The sequence below is a fragment of the Bacillus sp. D7-8 genome, assembly GCF_052055895.1.
In the GTDB taxonomy this organism is placed as follows: Bacteria; Bacillota; Bacilli; order Bacillales; family Bacillaceae; genus Bacillus; species Bacillus velezensis.
The window spans coordinates 1,581,164-1,600,340 of sequence record NZ_CP179922.1; the positions used below are offsets into that span (position 1 = coordinate 1,581,164).

The window sequence follows — 19,177 nt, forward strand, 5'->3', positions numbered from 1 at the left end:
AACGAGTATAAAATGGACGGTTTTATACTCGTTTTTTTATACGCATTGATAGATCGGAATGGAGGGGGCAATTGTTGGACAAATGGCTGAAAGCTGAATTGGAAAGTAAGATCGGCGCGATAAACCGTATGTCGCTGTTGGATGAACAGGGAGGCACTTCAACCGTTCGAAAAATAGTGACCGGCCAAGACGCATTTCTGCTGAAAAGTTCTTTTCAACAGAAGTATCGGGAATGGTTAATGAGAGAAGCCTTCGTTTTACAAAAACTGACGGAAACTCGTCGTCTGCCTGTTCCTATTTATTATGGGATGATACAGGAACAGCATGCCAGCCATATCATCATGTCATTTGAGGATGGAATCACCCTGACTTCGGCTTTAAGAAAAGCAAAAGGGGATACTGAAAAGAAAAAGCTGATCAAAAGTTTCGGCCAGTTTCTGCAACGGCTGCATGAAACTGAAATGGTCTCTGGTTTACAGCCGGAAACAGACTGGCTCGATCTGCAAATCAAACGAGCCGGAGAATATGTCAAAAAAGGACAGGCTGAAGGAAGTGCAGAGCTTTTGAAGGAATTGGACAGGTGCAGGCCTGTTCCTGTTCAGCAGACAATGATACACGGTGACTGCACGACTGATAATGTGCTGGTGAAAGACGGAGAGGTCTATCTGTTTATCGATGCTGCGGGAATATCGGCGGGAGATCCGCGATATGATGAATCATTAGCGATCAGTCATTTTGTCACAAATGAAGCATGCCTCAATGCTTTTTACGAAGGCTATTGCCGCTATCGTGTATCAAAACAAGAATTCGAGTATTTTAACGACGGTCTATATGAATTTTTTTGAAAAAACTTATTATGTAAAAAGAGCATCATGCTTTGACAAGATAAAAACTTGACACACGCTCTGAAACCATGTAAACTAAGTTTTTGTAAAGGGATTTGACTTAACAAAGGGGAGAGCTCAAATGTCGCTCGAAAAAACGACGAGAATGAACTATTTATTTGACTTCTATCAGTCGTTGCTGACGTCAAAACAAAAGAGCTATATGTCGCTTTATTATCTGGACGATTTCTCCCTTGGTGAAATAGCCGAAGAGTATGACGTTTCAAGGCAAGCCGTTTACGATAACATCAAACGGACTGAAGCGATGCTTGAACAATATGAAGAAAAACTGCTCCTTTTTAAAAAGTTTCAGGAGCGTAAAGAAATGTTTACAAAGCTGAAAGAGCTTGCTTCCGGGTTGCAGGAAGAGGAAAAAATGACGGCTCTGATTGAAGCGCTTGAGAAATTAGATTAGGAGGCGGCAAACAATGGCATTTGAAGGATTAGCCGACCGACTGCAAAAGACGATTTCAAAAATCCGCGGAAAAGGAAAAGTCAGCGAACAAGACGTAAAAGAGATGATGCGTGAAGTTCGTCTTGCGCTTCTTGAGGCTGACGTTAACTTTAAAGTCGTAAAGGATTTTGTGAAAAAAGTAAGTGAACGGGCTGTCGGACAGGACGTTATGCAGAGTCTGACACCCGGTCAGCAGGTTATTAAAGTCGTAAAAGAAGAGCTTACCGAGCTGATGGGCGGCGAAGAAAGCAAGATTGCCGTCGCCAAACGCCCCCCGACCGTTATTATGATGGTCGGGCTCCAAGGTGCCGGTAAAACGACAACCACGGGGAAGCTTGCCAACCTGCTGCGCAAAAAACATAACCGCAAACCGCTGCTCGTGGCGGCGGATATTTACCGTCCCGCCGCGATTAAACAGCTGGAAACCCTGGGGAAACAGCTTGATATGCCGGTCTTTTCGCTTGGCGATCAGGTCAGCCCTGTGGAAATTGCCAGACAGGCGATTGAAAAAGCGAAGGAAGAGCATCATGATTATGTGATTTTAGATACCGCCGGACGGCTGCACATCGATCATGAACTGATGGATGAGCTCTCCGGCGTAAAGGAAGTCGCAAATCCTGAGGAAATTTTCCTTGTCGTCGACTCAATGACCGGTCAGGATGCGGTAAACGTCGCCAAAAGCTTTAATGACCAGCTCGGTTTAACGGGCGTCATTTTAACAAAGCTTGACGGGGATACCCGCGGAGGTGCGGCGCTTTCTATCCGCGCGGTCACCGAAACGCCGATTAAATTCGCCGGAATGGGAGAAAAGCTCGATGCTCTTGAAGCGTTCCATCCTGAACGGATGGCATCCCGGATTCTCGGAATGGGTGACGTGCTGACGCTGATTGAAAAAGCTCAGGCGACCGTTGATGAAGACAAAGCCAAAGAGCTTGAGCAGAAAATGAGAACGATGAGCTTCACATTGGATGATTTTCTGGAGCAGCTCGGCCAGGTCCGAAACATGGGGCCTCTTGACGAACTGCTGCAAATGATGCCCGGCGCAGGCAAAATGAAAGGCTTAAAAAACATCCAAGTCGATGAGAAACAGCTGAATCATGTGGAAGCGATCATTAAATCAATGACTGTTCTTGAAAAAGAACAGCCGGATATCATTAACGCCAGCCGGCGGAAGCGGATTGCCAAAGGAAGCGGAACATCCGTTCAGGAAGTCAACCGTCTTTTAAAGCAGTTTGAGGAAATGAAAAAAATGATGAAGCAGATGACCAACATGACAAAAGGGAAGAAAAAAGGCTTTAAATTACCTTTTATGTAATCGGTTATACATGATAAAACCGTTGTTAAGAAAAAACACTTTACAAACACTTTTATCATTGTTAATATACTATCTTGTTGAAATATTTTCGGAGGTGCTAGTAAAATGGCAGTAAAAATTCGTTTAAAACGTATGGGAGCAAAAAAATCTCCTTTCTATCGTATTGTTGTAGCAGATTCTCGTTCACCGCGTGACGGCCGTTTCATCGAAACAGTCGGCACATACAACCCGGTTGCAAAGCCGGCTGAAGTGAAAATCAACGAAGAGCTTGCTCTTAAATGGCTTCAAACAGGAGCTAAACCTTCTGATACAGTCCGCAACTTGTTCTCAAGCCAAGGAATTATGGAAAAATTCCACAACGCTAAACAAGGCAAGTAATGACTGATCAGAACTTGGAAGATTTGATTGTCAGCATTGTGGCTCCGCTTGTCGACCATCCGGAAGACATAACGGTCACAAAGGAAGAGACTGATCAAAAGATTGCGCTGCGCTTATCTGTCAATAAGTCAGATACCGGTAAAATTATCGGAAAGCAAGGCCGGACTGCAAGAGCGATTCGAACCGTCGTTTTTGCAGCTGGCGCACAGTCTTCTAAGAAAGTTCAATTTGAAATATTTGACTGAAAAAGGGAGAGGGCCGGCACCTCCCCTTTTTTTACACGTAAAAAAGGCAAATGAACAGAAATATGTTGGAAGAGTGGGGAGTCTGGTCCTATGCAGATTATTCACAGGGTAACCGTTATGCAGGTTCTGACCGAGCAAAGCAAGGAAAAGCTTTTGGCCTCTTTTGCAGAAAAAAAGCAGACGCTTGAACGAGAATGCAGCCAGCTCTATTTTCAGCTTAGAAAACATGAAAAAGATCAGCAGAATCCCGATGTAGCGGAATCTTTTAAAAAAGCCATTGAAAAAAGACAAGACAAAATCAAAATGATCGATTTCCAAATAAGCCAGACAGAGTCGCTCCCGCTTGGAAGCGAAGTGAAGGAAAAGGAGATCGATGCGCTGCTTTCAATCAATGTCGGTGATAACTGGCATGAAAAAACAGCGGCAAATACCATCGTCATAAAAGACGGGGTAGTAATTGAAATCCGCCCGAGGTGATAATATGACAAACAGATGGTTTAATGTAGGCAAAATTGTAAATACCCACGGCATTAAAGGCGAAGTGCGGGTCATTTCTAAAACGGACTTTGCCGAAGAACGGTACAAGCCCGGCAATACGCTCTATTTGTTTGCGGAAGGGGCTGCGGAGCCAATCAAAGTAACGGTAAGCGCCCACAGGCTTCACAAGCAGTTTCACCTGCTGCAATTCAAAGAAATGCCGAGTCTCAATGAAGTCGAACACCTAAGAAACATGGTGATCAAAGTCCCTGAAGAAGACTTGGGAGAGCTTGAAGAAGATGAATTTTATTTTCATGAGATCATCGGCTGCGAGGTTGTGTCAGAAGACGGGGAACTGATCGGCACAGTGAAGGAAATCTTGACGCCAGGGGCTAATGACGTATGGGTGGTTGCAAGAAAAGGCAAAAAAGATGCGCTCATTCCGTATATTGCTTCTGTGGTAAAGGATATTAATATAAATGAGAAGAAAATTAAGATTCATGTAATGGAAGGGTTAATAGACGAATGAAAATCGACTTTTTAACACTGTTTCCCGAAATGTTTCAAGGGGTGCTCGGCTCATCCATTCTGCAAAAAGCACAGGAAAAAGAGGCTGTCCGTTTTGACGTCATCAATTTCCGGGCTTTTTCGGATAATAAACACCAAACGGTTGATGATTACCCGTACGGCGGGGGAGCCGGGATGGTGTTAAAGCCGCAGCCTGTATTTGATGCGGTTGAAAAGCTGACAGCCGGTACGGACGCCAAGCCGCGCATTATTCTCGTCTGCCCGCAAGGTGAGCGTTATACGCAGAAGAAAGCCGAGGAGCTGGCACAAGAGGAACATCTCATGTTTATTTGCGGACATTATGAAGGGTATGATGAACGGATCCGGGAACATCTTGTCACTGATGAAATCTCCATCGGGGATTTTGTGCTGACCGGGGGAGAGCTCCCTGCCATGATGATTGCCGACAGCGTTGTCAGGCTTTTGCCGGGCGTCCTCGGAAAAGAAGCATCCCACGTGGAGGATTCCTTCAGCACGGGGCTTTTAGAGCATCCGCACTATACGAGGCCTGCAGATTATAGAGGCTTAAAAGTGCCTGAGACCCTTCTGTCGGGCAACCATGCAAAAATACAAAAATGGCGCAATAAAGAATCAATCAGAAGAACCTTTTTAAGACGTCCCGATCTTCTTAAAAACTATCCTCTCACTGATGAGCAAAGAAAATGGATTTCCGAGTGGGAAAACGAATAGATTCTATTGCGCAGGCGATGAAGATATGATAAGATACTACTTGTGGCTTAAGGAGGCTTATCCTTCAGAAGCTTGAAAACGATGTTCCGCTGTGCCTTGCAGTTGTGGCCAAGAGCATCTGTTGGAAGGAGTTGAAAACGATGCAAAAACTAATTCAAGATATCACAAAAGAACAGCTTCGCACTGATCTTCCTGCGTTCCGTCCTGGTGACACTTTACGTGTACACGTAAAAGTTGTTGAGGGTAACCGTGAGCGTATCCAGATCTTCGAAGGTGTTGTGATCAAGCGTCGTGGTGGTGGAATCAGCGAAACGTTCACAGTTCGTAAGATTTCTTACGGTGTTGGCGTTGAACGTACATTCCCTGTACACACACCAAAAATCGCGAAAATCGAAGTTGTACGTTACGGTAAAGTACGTCGCGCTAAGCTTTACTACCTGCGTGAACTTCGCGGAAAAGCGGCTCGTATTAAAGAAATCAGACGATAATGATAACGAACGAAAAGAGCTTGTTACCCGTAACAGGCTCTTTTTTTATATGAAATTTGTAAAAGCAGAACAAGCAACGTAAAATACATAAGAGATCATCGGAACATCCGGTTCCGGTAAATAAGGCAGGTGTCGAAGTCACATGACCATTCAATGGTTCCCAGGCCATATGGCTAAAGCGAGACGGGAAGTAACAGAAAAACTGAAATTAATTGATATCGTATACGAATTGGTGGATGCGAGAATCCCGATGTCATCGAGAAATCCGATGATTGAGGAGATTTTAAAAAATAAGCCGCGCATTATGCTTTTAAATAAAGCCGATAAGGCGGATGCGGCTGTGACTGCTCAGTGGAAGGACCACTTTCAGGAACAGGGCATTCCCTCTCTTTCAATAAACTCCGTTAACGGGCAGGGACTGCATCAAATCGTGCCGTCCTCAAAAGAGCTGCTGAAGGATAAGTTCGATAAAATGAAAGCAAAGGGCATTAGGCCGAGAGCAATCCGCGCATTAATCATCGGCATTCCGAATGTCGGCAAGTCTACGCTCATTAACCGGCTGGCCAAAAAAAACATTGCCAAGACGGGAGACAGGCCCGGCATTACCACTTCACAGCAGTGGGTAAAGGTAGGCAAGGAATTAGAGCTGCTCGATACACCGGGAATTTTATGGCCTAAATTTGAAGATGAGCTTGTCGGCTTGCGTCTGGCGATCACCGGGGCGATTAAAGATACGATTATCAACCTGCAGGATGTGGCCGTCTTCGGGCTGCGCTTTCTGGAAGAGCATTATCCCGACCGCTTGAAGGAGCGCTACGGACTTCAGGAAATCCCTGAGGATATCGCCGCTCTTTTCGACGCGATCGGTGAAAAACGCGGCTGTTTGATGGGCGGCGGAATGGTTGACTATGATAAAACAACGGAAGTCATCATTCGGGACATCCGGACGGAAAAATTCGGCAGGCTTTCATTTGAAACACCATCAGAATAAAGACGCGCAGCGATGCGGGTCTTTATTTTTTCCGCAGAATACCGATATACATAATGTAAGGGAGAAGAGAACGTGAATACATTAACCGTAAAAAGCGTAAAAGAACGCCTGCAAGAGGTCAGGGACGAAAGCGACCCCTTCCTTGCCCAATGTGAGAAAGACCCGAGAAAAAGCGTACAGACGCTTTTAGAGCAATGGCTGAAAAAGCACGCAAAGGAAAAAGCTCTTAAAGAGCAATGGCTGAACATGACGGCATACGAAAGACTGTCATCCAAAAAGGGCTTCCGCCTGATTGCGGGTGTTGACGAAGCCGGAAGAGGGCCGCTTGCCGGACCGGTTGTCGCCGGCGCCGTCATTTTGCCGGCAGAATGCGAGATTCTCGGTCTCACGGACTCGAAGAAATTGTCGGAAAAGAAGCTCGAGGAGTATTACAGCCGGATCACGGAAGAAGCGGCGGCTGTAGGAGTCGGCATTGTCCATGCGGACGTCATTGACCGGATCAACATTTATGAGGCCGCGAGACTGGCGATGGTAAAAGCCGTCAATGCTTTAACGGAAACACCTGATTATCTGCTTGTTGATGCCATGACCCTTCCGCTTGACATTCCGCAGTCATCAGTTATAAAAGGGGATGCCAAAAGCGTGTCAATTGCCGCCGGAGCCTGCATCGCAAAAGTAACGCGGGACCGTCTCATGGCTGAGTACGCCAAAACCTACCCCATGTACGGCTTTGAAAAAAATAAAGGCTACGGAACGAAAGAACATCTTGAAGCTCTTCAGGCATACGGACCGACAACTATTCACCGAAAAACGTTCGCTCCCGTTCAATCTTATTGTTAGAAAAGAGGCTTAAGACATGAACATAAGCGGCGAAATCCAAGCGGCTTTCAGACAGCTGACGGCGGAAATCCCTCCGGACCGGCAAGACGGCGGTAAAGACAGCGGCGCTCAAAGGCTGCTGTTAGGGAAGGTTCTCCGTTTGCTGGACGATCAAAGCGCTCTTATCCAAATCGGCGGCCGGACGATGCAGGGAAAACTTGAAACCGCCCTTCGTCCGCAGGCGTATTACTGGTTTTCTTATGACAAACAGCCGGCGGAAAAAACGGGCCGGCTTCATGTCATCGACCAATTCGAAGGAAACCCGAAAACCGTTCAGGAAGCGGCGGGAAGACTGTTAAACGCTCTTTCTGTCAAACCAGGCCCTGTGTCTCTGCAGATTGCCGAAACGTTTATGCAGCAGAAGCTGCCGATGACGGAAAACAGCCTCAAAGCTTGCATCCGCTGGGCTGAATCGCTTCCGGCCGCCGAATTGAAAAAAGCGGCGGAAACAATCGTATTTGCGCTGAAACGGGAACTGCCCGCACATCCGGAAGTCTTGTCAGCCATTCATGCCGTTAAATATCCGGTTCCGACCCGGCGCCTCCTCTCAGGACTGTTTCAGGCAATCAATCAGGCTCCGCAATCGGCAAAAGAGCTGTCTGTGCTCAAAGCGGCGGTTTCTGACGTGTTAAACGCGGAAACGGATCTTCATGCAGAACGTCTCCTGAAGAAGCTTGCCGAGGCTGCACGCATGCCGCTCTCAGAAACCGGGCTGATGGATGAAGGAGAACGGACGGAATCAAAACAATCACCATTTGTCCGAGAGACTCGTGAAAACGGAAAGGCAGTCTCAAGCCAGCCTTCTCCTCCGAGTGCACGCACAAATCCGGAACTGCCTGAAAAAACGGCAAAACAGATTATAGAGAAATTAATGACATCGGCAGAAAAAACTGAAAACCGTCCCGTAAAAGTAACGGCGGAGATCATTAAGGCTTTCATTTCTCAAGAAAAAACATTGAAAACAGCACCTGTTCTTCAAAACGCACATCTGACAGAACAGGAGGCGGCTGTTTTCGAAAAAGCCGCTCAGCTCACCGAATTGAAATATGCAGAAAAACATGATGTATTAAGCCTTTTGCAGAAAATCAAAAAAGGACTGGGCACGCGTGATGAATTATCATTCATTACAGCACTTGAAAAAGGCGTATCTCCTCAGCCGGAGAAACAAGCGCTGAAAACAGCCCTCCAAGCCGTCCGGACGCTTCAAGAGGCGCCCCAATCCGTTAAACAAGAGGCGGAACCGCTTATTCATAAATTAAACGGCCAGCTGTTTATTGAGCAGCATAACCCTTCTTTTACGCAGATGGTGCTGTCATTTCCGCTGGGAGCGTCCGCGTATGAGAATGACATCACAGTTCTCTTTAAAGGACGGAAGAAGCCGGACGGAAAACTCGATCCGTCACATTGCAGGCTCCTGTTTTTGCTGCACCTTGAAACACTGCAAGAAACCGTTGTGGACTGCATGATTCAGCAAAATGTAATGACCATTACGGTTGAGACTGATTTTGAGCTTCAGGCCGCCATCGACCCTCTCGTACCGGCTTTAAAAGAAGCCGTAAAAGAAACGGGCTTCAGCCTGTCAGGCGTCACGGCTAAAAAACGGCGCCCGAAAGACCAGAGCACTCTTGTGGAAGAGTTTATAGAAAAAGACGGCGGAAGAAAAGTGGATGTGAAAATATGAAAGAGCAAACGCCGTTAAGAAGAGCTGTCGCCCTGCATTACGACCGGCAGAAAGACCAAGCCCCGAAGGTTGTCGCAACAGGCAGGGGGCACGTGGCGGAAAATATTATAAAAGAAGCTGAGAAGGCTGGGGTCCCCATTCAGGAAGACCGAACCCTTGTCGAATTAATGCGCCATTTGACGGTTGACGATCAGATACCGGAGGCGCTTTATGAAACCGTTGCCGAAATTTTTTCATTTGTTTACAGACTGGACGAAACCCTGAAAAACGAAAAATAAGGACCATTCATTTCCCGGACTCCGTTTAAATTTATATTTTCAATAAAATAAAAGTTAGAATGTTTGGAAGGATATAAAGATTTTGTTTTGAACCCTAGACAATTCTTCCAGTATTATATAGAATGAAAGCGCAGTCTATTTTTAGTTTTGCTACATAAGTTAGGAGGATGGGAAATGAATATCCATGAGTACCAGGGAAAAGAAGTCCTCAGAAAATACGGGGTGTCTGTTCCTGAAGGTAAAGTGGCTTTTACAGCAGAGGAAGCAGTTGAAAAAGCAGAGAGCCTGTCAAGCTCGGTTTATGTCGTAAAGGCGCAAATCCATGCTGGCGGCCGCGGCAAAGCTGGTGGGGTAAAGATTGCAAAAACAAAAGATGAAGTGAAAGAGTATGCCGAAGAACTGTTAGGCAAGACGCTCGTCACACATCAAACGGGTCCGGACGGACAAGTAATAAAACGCTTACTTATTGAAGAAGGCTGCGATATTAAAAAGGAATACTATGTCGGGCTTGTACTTGACCGCGCTACTTCAAGAATCGTTTTAATGGCGTCTGAAGAAGGCGGAACGGAGATTGAAGAAGTAGCGGAAAAAACACCTGAAAAAATTAAAAAAGCGGTAATTGATCCGGCTGTCGGCCTTCAGGGCTATCAGGCAAGGGAAATTGCATTCGCAATTAACATCCCGAAAGAGCTTGTCGGCAAAGCCGCTAAATTTATGCTCGGTTTATACAAAGCATTTGTTGAGAAGGACTGCTCCATCGCCGAGATCAACCCTCTCGTCGTTACGGGGGACGGAAACGTCATGGCGCTGGATGCTAAGCTGAACTTCGACAGCAATGCGTTATACAGACAAAAAGACATTATGGAATACAGAGATTTAGATGAAGAAGATCCGAAAGAAATCGAAGCGTCAAAATACGATTTAAGCTACATTTCCCTTGATGGAAATATCGGCTGCATGGTAAACGGCGCGGGTCTTGCAATGTCTACAATGGATATCATTAAACACTACGGCGGAGAACCTGCAAACTTCCTTGATGTCGGGGGCGGCGCAACCGCAGAAAAAGTTACGGAAGCTTTTAAAATCATTCTTTCCGATCAAAACGTAAAAGGAATTTTCGTTAATATTTTCGGAGGCATCATGAAGTGTGATGTCATCGCCGAGGGCGTTGTTGAAGCGACGAGACAAGTCGGATTGACATTGCCGCTGGTCGTGCGCCTTGAAGGGACAAACGTAGATTTAGGAAAGAAAATCCTGAATGAATCAGGCTTAAACATCACATCTGCGGAATCAATGGCAGACGGCGCACAGAAAATCGTATCCTTAGTTTAGGAAAGAATGAAAGGCAGGGGACCAGATAATGAGTGTTTTTATCAATAAAGATACAAGAGTTATTGTACAGGGGATTACAGGTTCTACCGCTTTATTTCATACAAAGCAGATGCTGGAATACGGCACGAATATCGTTGGCGGTGTAACACCTGGAAAAGGCGGAACGGAAGCGGAAGGCGTACCGGTATTCAATACGGTCGCAGAAGCGGTTCATACAACGGGCGCTGATGCGTCAGTTATTTACGTGCCGGCTCCGTTTGCGGCGGACGCAATTATGGAAGCGGTTGACGCGGAAATTGATCTTGTCATTTGTATCACTGAGCACATTCCGGTTTTGGACATGGTGAAAGTGAAGCGCTTTATGGAAGGCAAGAAAACGAGATTAATAGGGCCGAACTGCCCGGGTGTTATTACACCTGAAGAATGCAAGATCGGCATTATGCCGGGATACATTCATAAAAAGGGTCATGTAGGCGTTGTATCCCGTTCAGGAACATTGACATACGAGGCCGTCCATCAGCTTTCAGAAGCCGGCGTAGGCCAATCTACCGCTGTAGGGATCGGCGGCGATCCGGTCAACGGCACGAACTTTATTGATGTGTTAAAAGCGTTCAATGAAGATCCAGAAACACATGCCGTCATCATGATCGGAGAAATCGGCGGCACAGCTGAAGAAGAAGCGGCTGAGTGGGTGAAAGCGAACATGACGAAGCCTGTTGTCGGCTTTATCGGCGGTAAAACCGCGCCTCCGGGAAAACGCATGGGCCATGCGGGCGCCATCATCTCCGGAGGAAAAGGCACGGCAGAAGAAAAAGTCAAAACGATGAACGCCTGCGGAATTGAAGTCGCGGAAACCCCTTCTGTAATGGGTGAAACGCTGATTAAGGTGTTAAAAGAAAAAGGCTTATTTGAAACGTGCAAAACGCACTGATCGAAGCAGGGGCAGCCGTAACGGCTGTTCCTGTTTTTGCTGAAAAAAGAGGAGGTTTCCAGATTTGGATCAAGCATCGCGCTGTTTAATGGTCTGCAGTATTAATCAAATCATTTCCCCGTCTCTTCTATTAAAATGGTGGAAAGCTGATCATTCTCTGTCTTTTTTACCGCATCCGCATCCATTAACTGTTTTATCAGAAGGGAAAACAGCCCCGGAAGCAATTTTTCGGGAAATAGAGCGCAAGGATCCGGAACTTGATGAAGTTCTGTCCGATTACCGCCGCGAAGGCATTACTGTCATTCCGATTTCATCAAGCTGCTATCCAACATGGCTTAAAGCGATTTATGATCCGCCGGCTGTCCTGTATGCAAAAGGGAACACGCTGCTTCTTGAAAAAGGCAGAAAAATCGGGATTGTAGGAACGCGGAAACCGACGGAAGACGGAATAAAAGCGGTTGGGCATCTTTCCGCCGAACTCTCAAAAAAAGGCTGGGTCATTGTAAGCGGGCTTGCATCCGGTATAGACGGATTGTCTCATAAGGCGAGCATCAGGGCAAAAGGGCTTACGATCGGCGTGATAGCCGGCGGATTCCATCACATCTATCCCCGGGAAAATCTCCTGTTAGCAGAATACATGGCTGAACACCATCTCCTACTCTCAGAACATCCTCCTGAAACAAAGCCGAAAAAATGGCACTTTCCGATGAGAAACCGCATAATCAGCGGACTAAGTGAAGGAATTGTGGTCGTGCAGGGAAAAGAAAAAAGCGGTTCATTAATCACAGCTTACCAGGCTCTCGATCAAGGCAGAGAGGTATTTGCCGTTCCGGGTTCCATATTTAATCCATATTCCGGAGGACCTATAAAACTCATTCAAGAAGGGGCGAAAGCTGTATTATGCGCAGAGGATATTGACGGAGAGCTGACCGCCCGATGCGTTCAGTATACGGAACCCTTTTGAAATATCGTTTGACAAACGGTATTGTAATATTTAATAATAGTGAGGATTTAAAGTTGCACATTATTTTCATGTATAAAATGACGTTCATCATAAAGAATGAAATGTTGAAAGCCATAAAAAGGCAGCTCTAAAATGAATTGATACTTGAAAAGAGAGAGAACACCTCTTGAGGGGGATGAAAATGTCTGATTATCTAGTCATCGTGGAATCGCCGGCAAAGGCGAAAACGATTGAACGTTATTTAGGGAAGAAATATAAAGTCAAAGCTTCAATGGGACATGTCCGGGATCTTCCGAAAAGTCAAATGGGAGTTGACATCGAACAGAACTTTGAACCGAAATATATTACGATCCGCGGAAAAGGCCCTGTTTTAAAAGAATTAAAAACAGCGGCAAAGAAAGCAAAAAAAGTCTATCTCGCGGCCGACCCCGACAGAGAAGGGGAAGCGATTGCATGGCATCTCGCACACAGTCTTGATCTGGATCTCAGCTCGGACTGCCGGGTCGTCTTTAATGAAATAACGAAAGACGCCATTAAAGAATCATTTAAACATCCGCGCATGATTAATATGGATCTTGTCGATGCACAGCAGGCGCGCCGCATATTAGACAGACTCGTCGGATACAAAATCAGCCCGATTCTTTGGAAAAAAGTAAAAAAAGGCCTCAGTGCGGGCCGTGTGCAATCCGTTGCGCTCCGGCTGATCATCGACCGGGAAAAGGAAATCAACGATTTTAAACCTGAAGAGTACTGGACGATTACCGGCTCATTTTTAAAAGGAAAAGAGACGTTTGAAGCCGGATTTTTCGGAAAAAACGGCAAAAAGCTTCCTTTAAAAAGCGAAGAAGACGTAAAAGCCATCCTTGCTCAGCTGAAAGGCAATAAGTATACAGTTGACAAGGTTACGAAAAAAGAGCGCAAACGAAATCCCGCTCTGCCGTTTACAACGTCCACTCTGCAGCAGGAGGCTGCAAGAAAGCTGAATTTCAGAGCGAAGAAAACGATGATGATCGCGCAGCAATTATATGAAGGAATTGATCTCGGCAAAGAAGGGACAGTCGGGCTCATCACGTATATGAGAACGGACTCAACGCGGATTTCCAATACAGCCGTTGAAGAAGCGTCAGCTTTTATTGATCAGGCGTACGGAAAAGAGTACTTAGCGGGAAAACGGAAACCGGCAAAGAAAAATGAAAACGCTCAAGATGCCCACGAAGCGATCCGCCCGACTTCGGTGCTCAGAAAACCTGCCGACTTAAAAGCGGTGCTTGGAAGAGACCAGCTCAGATTATACAAGCTGATTTGGGAGCGCTTTGTTGCAAGCCAGATGGCGCCTGCCGTCCTTGATACGATGAGCGTCGATCTCAGCAATAACGGATTGACATTCCGGGCAAACGGAAGTAAAGTCAAATTCGCCGGCTTCATGAAAGTCTATGTAGAGGGTAAAGACGATCAGCTGGAAGAAAAAGACCGCATGCTTCCGGACCTTAAAGAGGGAGACACGGTTTTATCGAAAGATATTGAGCCTGAGCAGCACTTTACTCAGCCGCCTCCGCGTTATACAGAGGCGCGCCTGGTTAAAACGCTTGAAGAACTGGGGATCGGCCGTCCTTCGACATATGCGCCGACTCTTGACACCATCCAGCGCCGCGGTTACGTGGGACTAGACAATAAACGGTTTGTGCCGACTGAGCTTGGGCAGATCGTGCTGGATCTTATCATGGAGTTTTTCCCGGAAATCATTAACGTTGAATTCACGGCTAAAATGGAAAGAGATCTTGACCATGTTGAAGATGGCCAGACAGAATGGGTTCAAATCATTGACAGCTTCTATACTGATTTCGAAAAACGCGTGAAAAAAGCGGAAGCCGAAATGAAAGAAGTGGAAATTGAACCTGAATACGCCGATGAAGATTGTGAGTTATGCGGCTCCCGGATGGTTTATAAAATGGGCCGATACGGCAAATTTATGGCGTGCTCCAACTTCCCTGACTGCCGGAATACAAAACCGATTGTCAAACAAATCGGCGTAAAATGTCCTAAGTGCCATGAAGGAAACATTGTCGAACGAAAATCAAAAAAGAAACGCATCTTTTACGGCTGTGACCGTTATCCTGAATGCGACTTCGTATCTTGGGACAAACCGATTGAACGAAAATGCCCGAAATGTGAAAATATGCTCGTAGAGAAAAAGCTTAAAAAAGGCATACAAGTCCAATGCGTCGAATGCGATTATAAGGAAGAACCACAGAAGTAGCGGTGAGCAGAGCCTTGCTCACCTTCTTTGTGTGGAAGGGACAAACAACAGGAGATGAAAAGAAATGAACCAGCAAACAGTTAATGTAATCGGAGCAGGCCTTGCCGGAAGTGAAGCGGCATGGCAGCTTGCAAAACGAGGAATTCAAGTGAAACTATATGAAATGCGGCCCGTCAGGCAGACGGCAGCCCATCATACTGATAAATTCGCCGAACTGGTATGCAGCAACTCCCTCCGTTCAAATACACTCGCCAATGCGGTAGGCGTATTAAAAGAAGAAATGCGGGCCCTTGACTCGGCAATCATTCAATCTGCTGATAAATGCTCGGTTCCGGCCGGGGGAGCGCTTGCCGTTGACCGTCATGAATTTGCGCAAAGCGTGACGGATCTCGTGAAAAACCATCCGAACGTAACGGTTCTTACTGAGGAAGTAACAGAGATTCCGGAAGGCCCGACTGTTATCGCGACCGGACCGCTTACGTCAGAATCGCTTTCACAGCAGCTGAAAGAGCTCACGGGAGAAGAGTATCTGTATTTTTATGACGCGGCGGCGCCGATTGTCGAAAAAGACAGCCTCGATATGGAGAAAGTGTACTTAAAATCCCGTTATGACAAGGGAGAAGCGGCGTACTTAAACTGCCCGATGACAGAGGAAGAGTTCGACCGTTTCTATGAAGCATTGACGACGGCTGAGACGGTACCTTTAAAAGAATTCGAGAAAGAAATCTTCTTTGAAGGCTGCATGCCGATTGAAGTCATGGCGAAAAGAGGCAAGAAAACAATGCTGTTCGGACCGATGAAACCGGTCGGACTGGAAGATCCGAAAACAGGCAAGCGCCCTTATGCAGTCGTTCAGCTCAGACAGGATGATGCGGCGGGAACGCTTTATAATATTGTAGGTTTTCAGACACATTTAAAATGGGGAGACCAAAAAGAAGTGCTTAAACTGATCCCCGGTCTTGAAAATGTTGATATCGTCAGATACGGCGTCATGCACAGAAACACATTTATCAACTCGCCGAGCCTTTTGAATCCGACATATCAATTTAAACAGCGGAACGATCTGTTTTTCGCGGGCCAAATGACCGGCGTAGAGGGTTATGTTGAATCTGCCGCTTCAGGTCTTGTAGCGGGAATCAATGCCGCCAAACTTGTGCTCGGTCAGGATCTTGTGACATTCCCGCAGGAGACGGCGATAGGAAGCATGGCTCACTACATTACGACGACAAACCAGAAGAACTTCCAGCCGATGAATGCAAACTTCGGCCTCTTAAAAGAATTGCCTGTAAAAATTAAAAACAAAAAAGAACGAAATGAAGAATACGCTAAACGCGCAATTGAGACTATTCAAACTATTTCGAAAACGATATAGCTTTTCATTGCAACTTCGATGCATTATATGATACCATTTAAAAGCCCTTCGGAGAGGGAGGTCTTCATAATGACTGAGAATGTTAACTTTTTTTTAAAGTTATTCGTTGAATATTTACAAATTGAAAAAAATTATTCACAATATACTATTGTGAATTATGTTAATTCGATTGAAGAATTTGGGATGTTTCTGCATGCTCAAAATATAAATGGAATGAAAGAAGCTGCATATCATGATGTGAGAATATTTTTGACAGAGGCTTATGAAAAAGGCCTGTCAAGAAAAACAATCAGCAAGAAAATTTCAGCTTTGAGAAGCTTCTATAAATTTTTAATGAGGGAAAAGCTTGTTGAAGAGAATCCGTTTCAGCTTGTTCATCTGCCGAAACAAGAGAAACGGATTCCGAAGTTTCTTTATGAAAAAGAACTTGAGGAACTATTCGCTGTTTCAGACAGAAGTCAGCCGTCAGGGATGCGCGATCAGGCCCTGCTTGAGCTTCTTTATGCGACCGGAATGAGGGTCAGTGAGTGCTGTACGCTCACTGTCGGCGATCTTGACCTGTTCATGGATACGGTGCTCGTTCACGGGAAAGGCAAGAAGCAGCGCTATATCCCGTTCGGCTCATATGCCCGTGATGCGCTGGAGCTGTATATCAACAGCGGAAGGCAGTGCCTGCTTGAAAAAGCAAAGGAGCCTCATGATGTGCTGTTTGTCAATCAAAGAGGCGGCCCGCTGACCGCCAGAGGAATCCGGTATATTTTAAGCGGGCTTGTAAAAAAAGCATCCGGCACTTTACATATACACCCGCATATGCTTCGGCACACGTTTGCGACTCATCTGCTGAATGAAGGGGCTGATTTAAGAAGCGTCCAGGAGCTTTTGGGCCATTCCAATCTGTCTTCTACGCAGATATACACACATGTATCGAAGGAAATGCTGAGAAACACATATATGTCCCACCACCCGAGAGCTTTTAAAGAAAATTAAAAGGAGGCCCTTCTCATGTCATCTTTTCATGCGACAACGATTTTTGCCGTCCAGCATAACGGGAAAAGCGCTATGTCAGGAGACGGCCAGGTCACATTCGGTCAGGCTGTAGTCATGAAACATACCGCGAGAAAGGTGAGAAAGCTGTTTAACGGAAAGGTTCTGGCCGGATTTGCGGGATCTGTTGCAGACGCTTTCACACTTTTTGAAATGTTTGAGGCGAAGCTTGAAGAATACAACGGCAATTTAAAACGTGCGTCGGTTGAGCTTGCGAAAGAATGGCGCAGCGATAAAGTGCTGCGCAAGCTGGAAGCCATGCTGATTGTCATGAACCAGGATACCTTGCTTCTCGTATCGGGAACAGGTGAAGTGATTGAGCCGGATGACGGCATTTTGGCAATCGGCTCCGGCGGAAACTACGCCCTGTCAGCAGGAAGAGCGCTGAAAACCTATGCCGGAGAGAATCTGTCCGCCAAAGATATTGCAAAAGCCGCTTTGAAAATCGCGGGCGAGATTTGTGTGTACACAAACGATCAGATCATTTTGGAAGAACTTGAATAGAAAGGACTTGAGGCGCATGGAAAACAAACCGTTAACACCGAGACAAATCGTAGATCGGTTGGATCAATACATTGTAGGACAGCAGGATGCGAAAAAAGCTGTCGCCGTGGCATTAAGAAACCGCTATCGCAGAAGTCTTCTTGATGAAAAACTGAGAGACGAGATCGTTCCCAAAAACATCCTGATGATGGGCCCGACCGGGGTGGGGAAAACAGAGATCGCCAGACGGATCGCCAAGCTTACCGGTGCGCCATTTATAAAAATTGAAGCGACAAAATTTACAGAAGTCGGCTATGTAGGCAGAGATGTCGAATCAATGGTCAGAGACCTCGTTGAGACATCCGTGCGGCTCATTAAAGAAGAAAAAATCAGCGAAGTGAAAGAACAGGCTGAAGAAAATGCAAACAAACGTATAGTGCGGCTTCTCGTTCCGGGAAAGAAAAAACAAGCGGGTGTGAAAAATCCGTTTGAAATGCTTTTCGGAGGAAACCAGGCGGCAAATGATGATGAAGCCGACCAGCAGGAAGAAGCAAGCCTTGAAGAGAAAAGAAAGCGCATGGCGCATCAGCTCGCATTGGGAGAGCTCGAAGACCATTACGTCTCCGTAGAGGTGGAAGAGCAGCAGCCGTCGATGTTTGACATGCTGCAAGGCTCCGGGATGGAGCAGATGGGCATGAATATGCAGGATGCGCTGAGCAATCTGGTGCCAAAAAAGAAAAAACGCCGCAAAATGACGGTCAGAGAAGCAAGGAAGGTTCTGACCAATGAAGAGGCAGGCAAATTAATCGATATGGATGAAGTCGGCCAAGAGGCCGTGTTAAGAGCTGAAGAGGGCGGCATTATCTTTATTGACGAAATAGATAAAATCGCAAAAAACGGAGGGGCTTCTTCCTCAGCAGATGTATCGAGAGAAGGCGTTCAAAGAGATATCCTTCCGATTGTCGAAGGATCTACCGTCGTCACGAAATACGGCTCCGTCAAAACAGATCACGTGCTGTTTATCGCAGCCGGGGCATTCCATATGGCCAAACCGTCTGATCTGATTCCGGAGCTGCAGGGCCGCTTTCCGATTCGTGTAGAATTGAGCAAGCTGACGGTAGATGATTTTGTGAAGATTCTCGTCGAACCCGATAACGCGCTGTTAAAACAATATCAGGCTTTATTGCAGACAGAAGGTATATCTCTTGAATTTTCTGACGAAGCTATTCGTAAGATCGCCGAAGTGGCTTATCATGTGAATCAGGATACGGACAACATCGGAGCGAGAAGGCTTCACACGATATTGGAACGTCTCTTGGAAGACCTGTCGTTTGAAGCGCCGGACGTGACGATGGAAAAAGTCGCTATCACGCCGCAATACGTTGAAGAAAAGCTCGGAACGATTGCAAACAACAAAGATCTAAGTCAATTTATATTGTGAAAATTTAATAAGAGGAATTCTAGGAG

21 protein-coding genes are annotated in these 19,177 nt (G+C 46.2%); all 21 read left to right on the forward strand.

Annotation, left to right across the window (positions count from 1 at the left end; translation table 11 throughout):
- Nucleotides 1-74 precede the first annotated feature (74 nt).
- The 21 genes from ACKTRM_RS08020 (at nt 75) to hslU (ending at nt 19,151) form a co-directional block, all read left to right on the forward strand.
- The gene (locus ACKTRM_RS08020; RefSeq protein WP_012117546.1) at nt 75-845 is read left to right on the forward strand and encodes a phosphotransferase family protein; all 771 of its coding nucleotides are present in this window, start codon (nt 75-77) and stop codon (nt 843-845) included.
- 121 nt (nt 846-966) lie between these two features.
- Nucleotides 967-1,299: a putative DNA-binding protein gene (locus ACKTRM_RS08025; RefSeq protein ID WP_003154299.1), complete on the forward strand. Its 333-nt coding sequence runs from the start codon at nt 967-969 to the stop codon at nt 1,297-1,299.
- Nucleotides 1,300-1,312: 13 nt separating this feature from the next.
- On the forward strand, nt 1,313-2,653 hold the full coding sequence (ffh, locus tag ACKTRM_RS08030; RefSeq protein WP_007409763.1) for a signal recognition particle protein: 1,341 nt from the start codon (nt 1,313-1,315) through the stop codon (nt 2,651-2,653).
- Between the two features lie 105 nt (nt 2,654-2,758).
- Nucleotides 2,759-3,031 (forward strand): 30S ribosomal protein S16, encoded by a 273-nt coding sequence (gene rpsP / locus ACKTRM_RS08035; RefSeq protein WP_003154296.1) that lies wholly within the window; start codon nt 2,759-2,761, stop codon nt 3,029-3,031.
- Nucleotides 3,031-3,276 (forward strand): KH domain-containing protein, encoded by a 246-nt coding sequence (locus ACKTRM_RS08040; protein WP_007611392.1) that lies wholly within the window; start codon nt 3,031-3,033, stop codon nt 3,274-3,276. Before rpsP ends, ACKTRM_RS08040 begins: the two co-directional genes overlap by 1 nt.
- A gap of 90 nt (nt 3,277-3,366) precedes the next feature.
- Complete coding sequence (locus ACKTRM_RS08045) at nt 3,367-3,753, forward strand: YlqD family protein (protein WP_003154291.1); 387 nt, start codon at nt 3,367-3,369, stop codon at nt 3,751-3,753.
- A 4-nt stretch (nt 3,754-3,757) separates the two neighbouring features.
- Nucleotides 3,758-4,282 (forward strand): ribosome maturation factor RimM, encoded by a 525-nt coding sequence (gene rimM, locus ACKTRM_RS08050; RefSeq protein ID WP_003154290.1) that lies wholly within the window; start codon nt 3,758-3,760, stop codon nt 4,280-4,282.
- Complete coding sequence (gene trmD, locus ACKTRM_RS08055; RefSeq protein ID WP_012117547.1) at nt 4,279-5,010, forward strand: tRNA (guanosine(37)-N1)-methyltransferase TrmD; 732 nt, start codon at nt 4,279-4,281, stop codon at nt 5,008-5,010. Before rimM ends, trmD begins: the two co-directional genes overlap by 4 nt.
- Nucleotides 5,011-5,150: 140 nt before the next feature.
- Nucleotides 5,151-5,498 (forward strand): 50S ribosomal protein L19, encoded by a 348-nt coding sequence (gene rplS, locus ACKTRM_RS08060; protein WP_003154288.1) that lies wholly within the window; start codon nt 5,151-5,153, stop codon nt 5,496-5,498.
- A 142-nt stretch (nt 5,499-5,640) separates the two neighbouring features.
- On the forward strand, nt 5,641-6,489 hold the full coding sequence (ylqF, locus tag ACKTRM_RS08065) for a ribosome biogenesis GTPase YlqF (protein WP_007611396.1): 849 nt from the start codon (nt 5,641-5,643) through the stop codon (nt 6,487-6,489).
- Nucleotides 6,490-6,561: 72 nt separating this feature from the next.
- Nucleotides 6,562-7,329 (forward strand): ribonuclease HII, encoded by a 768-nt coding sequence (locus tag ACKTRM_RS08070; RefSeq protein WP_007611398.1) that lies wholly within the window; start codon nt 6,562-6,564, stop codon nt 7,327-7,329.
- A gap of 16 nt (nt 7,330-7,345) precedes the next feature.
- Nucleotides 7,346-9,049, forward strand: coding sequence for a hypothetical protein (locus ACKTRM_RS08075; protein WP_012117548.1), 1,704 nt, complete (start codon nt 7,346-7,348; stop codon nt 9,047-9,049).
- Entirely contained in the window at nt 9,046-9,327 is a 282-nt protein-coding gene (locus ACKTRM_RS08080) for a FlhB-like flagellar biosynthesis protein (RefSeq protein WP_007409769.1), read from the forward strand. The genes ACKTRM_RS08075 and ACKTRM_RS08080 overlap by 4 nt, the downstream gene beginning before the upstream one ends.
- 174 nt (nt 9,328-9,501) lie before the next feature.
- Entirely contained in the window at nt 9,502-10,659 is a 1,158-nt protein-coding gene (gene sucC / locus ACKTRM_RS08085; protein WP_003154283.1) for an ADP-forming succinate--CoA ligase subunit beta, read from the forward strand.
- Between the two features lie 28 nt (nt 10,660-10,687).
- Complete coding sequence (sucD, locus tag ACKTRM_RS08090; RefSeq protein WP_003154281.1) at nt 10,688-11,590, forward strand: succinate--CoA ligase subunit alpha; 903 nt, start codon at nt 10,688-10,690, stop codon at nt 11,588-11,590.
- 64 nt (nt 11,591-11,654) lie between these two features.
- Entirely contained in the window at nt 11,655-12,554 is a 900-nt protein-coding gene (dprA, locus tag ACKTRM_RS08095) for a DNA-processing protein DprA (RefSeq protein ID WP_012117549.1), read from the forward strand.
- A gap of 181 nt (nt 12,555-12,735) precedes the next feature.
- Nucleotides 12,736-14,811, forward strand: coding sequence for a type I DNA topoisomerase (gene topA / locus ACKTRM_RS08100; protein WP_007409771.1), 2,076 nt, complete (start codon nt 12,736-12,738; stop codon nt 14,809-14,811).
- 64 nt (nt 14,812-14,875) lie between these two features.
- Complete coding sequence (gene trmFO, locus ACKTRM_RS08105; RefSeq protein WP_012117550.1) at nt 14,876-16,183, forward strand: FADH(2)-oxidizing methylenetetrahydrofolate--tRNA-(uracil(54)-C(5))-methyltransferase TrmFO; 1,308 nt, start codon at nt 14,876-14,878, stop codon at nt 16,181-16,183.
- Nucleotides 16,184-16,252: 69 nt separating this feature from the next.
- Nucleotides 16,253-17,170 (forward strand): tyrosine recombinase XerC, encoded by a 918-nt coding sequence (xerC, locus tag ACKTRM_RS08110; RefSeq protein WP_007409774.1) that lies wholly within the window; start codon nt 16,253-16,255, stop codon nt 17,168-17,170.
- Nucleotides 17,171-17,185: 15 nt separating this feature from the next.
- A complete protein-coding gene (gene hslV, locus ACKTRM_RS08115; protein WP_003154267.1) occupies nt 17,186-17,731 on the forward strand; it encodes an ATP-dependent protease subunit HslV in 546 nt (181 codons plus the stop codon).
- 16 nt (nt 17,732-17,747) lie between these two features.
- Nucleotides 17,748-19,151, forward strand: a complete 1,404-nt coding sequence (gene hslU / locus ACKTRM_RS08120) for an HslU--HslV peptidase ATPase subunit (protein ID WP_007409775.1) — start codon at nt 17,748-17,750, stop codon at nt 19,149-19,151.
- The last annotated feature ends 26 nt before the right edge of the window (nt 19,152-19,177 follow it).